The following is a 2,939-nucleotide window of genomic DNA, read 5'->3' as shown; positions in this document are numbered from 1 at the left end:
AGAAGTAGAAGAAAAGCAAGAGGTTGCAATGGTTAATGCTTTTAAAGATATATGGGCTCTAAAACAAGAAAAAGACGTTACAATAAGAGAAGCAGCTTATATGATTTCAGTAAAAAAAGTAGCAGATGTAATGAAATTAAGAGGATGGTATTAATAAAATGGGACAATGGGGACGGTTCTCGCCGTCCCATTTTTTTATGTGGTCTCGGACAGGTGCTTTGTCTACTAATTAAGGCGGAGGTGAAGTAAGATGAATTATAATGCAATAGAAAAAAACAATCAAATAATAATAAAAAAAATGATGGATTTTGAACCTAAACATATTTTTGAATGTGGTCAGGCCTTTAGGTGGTATGTAGAGGAAGATGCTAGTTATACAGCTATCCACAAAAGCAAAGTAATCAATGTAAAAAGAGATGGCAAGGACATTATATTTTCTAATACCAATATGGAAGATTTTGAAAACATATGGTATGATTATTTTGATTTAGGTAGAGATTATGGAGAGATAAAAAAAGAATTATCAAAAGACCCAATACTTAATGAAGCTATTAAATTTGGGCAAGGTATACGTATACTGAATCAAGATCCTTATGAAACTACCATATCCTTCATAATATCCGCCAATAATCAAATACCAAGGATAAAAAGGTCTATAGAGTTAATTAGTCAAAAGTATGGAGAGTCTATAGGCTCATATAATGGAAAGGAATATTATTCCTTCCCCGGTCCAGAAATTTTAGCTAGTATAGATGAAAAGGAGTTAGAAGATAATTGTAAGGTAGGTTATAGGGCTAAATACATTGTGAATACTTCTAAAATGATTAAAAATAAAGAAATAGACTTAGATAAGCTATTTAAACTACCAACGGAAACGGCTAAAGAAATACTAATGAGACTTCCCGGTGTAGGGCCTAAAGTGTCCAACTGTATTTTATTATTTTCTCTAAATAAAAATGAAGCTTTTCCTATAGATGTATGGGTGAAGAGGGTAATGGAAAGTTTATACTTTAAAGAGAATACCAGTACTAAAAAGATTTCTGCCTATGCTGAAGAAAACTTTGGTTCTCTTGGAGGATTTGCTCAACAATATCTATTTTATTATGCTAGAGAATTGGGGATAGGGAAGAAAAAAATTAAGTAATGTTTTTTAAATTGTTTTTATGATGATATAAGGATTATCAGATTTAGAATTGTTTCTAAATACTATTTATAAGTGGCAATAATGCAAATAAGAGAAATTTTAGAAGAGCAATCTATATTAATAGATTAAAATATAATTAAACTAGGGAACAACCACAGGGTTGTTTCTTATTTTTTTCTGGAAATATTTTTTCAATTAGTGTATTCTTAACTTATATATAAATTTACTTATGATAAAGGTGGGGAAATATATGTTAGGAACTGTAGTGAATTCTTTTGCAATAATTTTAGGAAGTATTTTTGGAATAATGATAAAACAAGGAATAAAGGAAGAGTATAAAAAAACTATAATGGATGGAGTAGGTCTTTCAGTTATAGTCATTGGAATAATGGGAGCTATAAAATCTGAAAATACTATTCTAGTAATTATAAGTATTGTTTTAGGTAGTATAATAGGAGAAGTTATTGGCATTGAAAAGAAATTGAATAGTTTAGGAAATAGGATGGAAGGGAAATTTGGGAAAGAGGACTCGAATTTTTCTAAAGGATTTGTAACGGCTTCTTTAGTTTATTGTGTAGGAGCTATGGCCATAGTAGGCGCTTTAGAAAGTGGTCTATTAGGTGATCACAGTACCCTTTTTGCTAAATCCATATTAGACGGTATATCTTCAATAGTTTTTGCCTCTACATTAGGAATTGGGGTAGCTTTTTCTGCTATAGCTGTTTTTTTGTATCAAGGTTTAATTACTATATTAGCTACATATTTAAAGGAACTTCTAACACCAGATATAATACTTGAAATGTCAGCGGTTGGTGGGATTTTGATTATGGCTATAGGTATAAATATATTAGAATTAAAGAAAATAAGGATAGGAAATATGCTACCAGCAATTTTTATTCCATTAATTTACTCTATTTTTGCTTCATTTTTCGGGCTATAAATCTATTTTAAATACAAATATGATGAATAGGATGTAAAGTCAAGATAATCAATAAAAAAAAGAGTAAAACTGCAATTAATTAGAAAAATTAGGGTAAATAATGAAATATAAGGAAATATAAGACTTGATTCTCCTTTTTTTATTAAGTAACATATTAATTGTACATATTAGCACTCAACAACGATGAGTGCTAATAAAATGGAAAAATTATTAGAATATAAGGAGGTAGTAATATGAACCTTAAACCATTAGGAGACAGAGTTGTGATTAAATTAGTTGAAGCAGAGGAGAAAACTAAATCAGGTATTGTTTTGCCAAGTTCTGCTAAGGAACAGATTAAGGAAGCAATTTGAAAAGGAAACCGGAAATGATTTTGAGGATGTAAATGACCTTGATGGTGTTACAGCTGTTTATATTGACTGGCTCGAACAACGCCTTGAAGCAAGTCCGCTTGAAACGCTTGTTAGTAGGCAAAATGGCAACTTACAGTAAACATACAGAAGACGGCATAGTTTTCCTTAAAGGTGAATTAGGTGAGCCTTGTTCTGATTGCAATTGGATACATGAATATCTTTGTGATTTCCCCGTTGGAAATGATAAAACCTGCGACCGGTTGATGTGTGAAGAACATGCGATGCGCATATCAGATGATATACATTACTGCCATACCCATTATTTAATGTGGGCAAATTACGTTGAAGGTAAAGGAATTGAGAAAGTATTACCTGCAAAAATACTCAATGAAGAATAGACTACTAACATAATATTATCCGAACGGATGCATTAACAATGGAACTAATTACACTCATTGCCGTGTAAATTTGTTACAATCACATGAAAATGTTAAATTGTCTT

At 30.9% G+C, this 2,939-nt stretch carries 3 protein-coding genes and 2 pseudogenes; all 5 read left to right on the top strand.

The window, feature by feature from the left end:
* A pseudogene (locus tag VK998_RS07880) lies at nt 1-154 on the top strand (glutamate dehydrogenase); the annotation flags it as partial.
* 96 nt (nt 155-250) lie between these two features.
* Nucleotides 251-1,144 carry a DNA-3-methyladenine glycosylase family protein gene (locus tag VK998_RS07875; protein ID WP_325227399.1) on the top strand — a complete coding sequence of 298 codons (894 nt, stop codon included), beginning with the start codon at nt 251-253 and terminating at the stop codon, nt 1,142-1,144.
* Nucleotides 1,145-1,394: 250 nt separating this feature from the next.
* Nucleotides 1,395-2,084: a DUF554 domain-containing protein gene (locus VK998_RS07870; protein ID WP_325227398.1), complete on the top strand. Its 690-nt coding sequence runs from the start codon at nt 1,395-1,397 to the stop codon at nt 2,082-2,084.
* Nucleotides 2,085-2,317: 233 nt separating this feature from the next.
* A pseudogene (locus VK998_RS07865) lies at nt 2,318-2,419 on the top strand (co-chaperone GroES); the annotation flags it as partial.
* Between the two features lie 50 nt (nt 2,420-2,469).
* The gene (locus tag VK998_RS07860) at nt 2,470-2,835 is read left to right on the top strand and encodes a hypothetical protein (RefSeq protein ID WP_325227396.1); all 366 of its coding nucleotides are present in this window, start codon (nt 2,470-2,472) and stop codon (nt 2,833-2,835) included.
* The last annotated feature ends 104 nt before the right edge of the window (nt 2,836-2,939 follow it).

The sequence above is a fragment of the Schnuerera sp. genome (genome assembly GCF_035459645.1).
GTDB lineage: Bacteria > Bacillota > Clostridia > Tissierellales > Tepidimicrobiaceae > Schnuerera.
This window is presented reverse-complemented; position numbering and strand designations above follow the sequence as displayed.

Excerpts from the sequence above, each read along its gene's own strand:
- VK998_RS07875 (WP_325227399.1), top strand. The coding sequence starts at position 251 with ATGAATTATAATGCAATAGAAAAAAACAATCAAATAATAATAAAAAAA.
- VK998_RS07860 (WP_325227396.1), top strand. The coding sequence starts at position 2,470 with ATGACCTTGATGGTGTTACAGCTGTTTATATTGACTGGCTCGAACAAC.
- VK998_RS07870 (WP_325227398.1), top strand. The coding sequence starts at position 1,395 with ATGTTAGGAACTGTAGTGAATTCTTTTGCAATAATTTTAGGAAGTATT.